Origin of the sequence: Methylococcus sp. S1M (assembly GCF_051295855.1) — a bacterium.
Lineage (GTDB): Bacteria > Pseudomonadota > Gammaproteobacteria > Methylococcales > Methylococcaceae > Methylococcus > Methylococcus capsulatus.
The window spans coordinates 1-234 of the sequence record NZ_JBPDXO010000071.1 but is presented as its reverse complement, the minus strand read 5'-3'; the positions used below and the strand labels follow the sequence as shown (position 1 = coordinate 234).

Here is a 234-nt window from a genome sequence, read left to right as displayed (position 1 = left end):
GCTCTGGAGCGGCGACATCACCTACATTGCCACCGACGAAGGCTGGCTGTACCTGGCTGCGGTCATCGACCTCTTTGCTCGCCAGGTGGTGGGCTGGAACCTGCAGGAGCGCATGCACAGGGGCTTGGTCAAGGATGCCCTGGCCATGGCGTGATGGCGCCGCCGCCCGCCGCCTGGCCTGATCTTCCACAGCGACCGGGGCATCCAATACGGCAGCCATGAGTTCCAGCAGGC

1 pseudogene is annotated in these 234 nt (G+C 65.8%); it reads left to right on the top strand.

The features are described 5' to 3' along the window. Window positions 1–234 (top strand): annotated as a pseudogene (locus ACSHWJ_RS16230) (DDE-type integrase/transposase/recombinase); the annotation flags it as partial.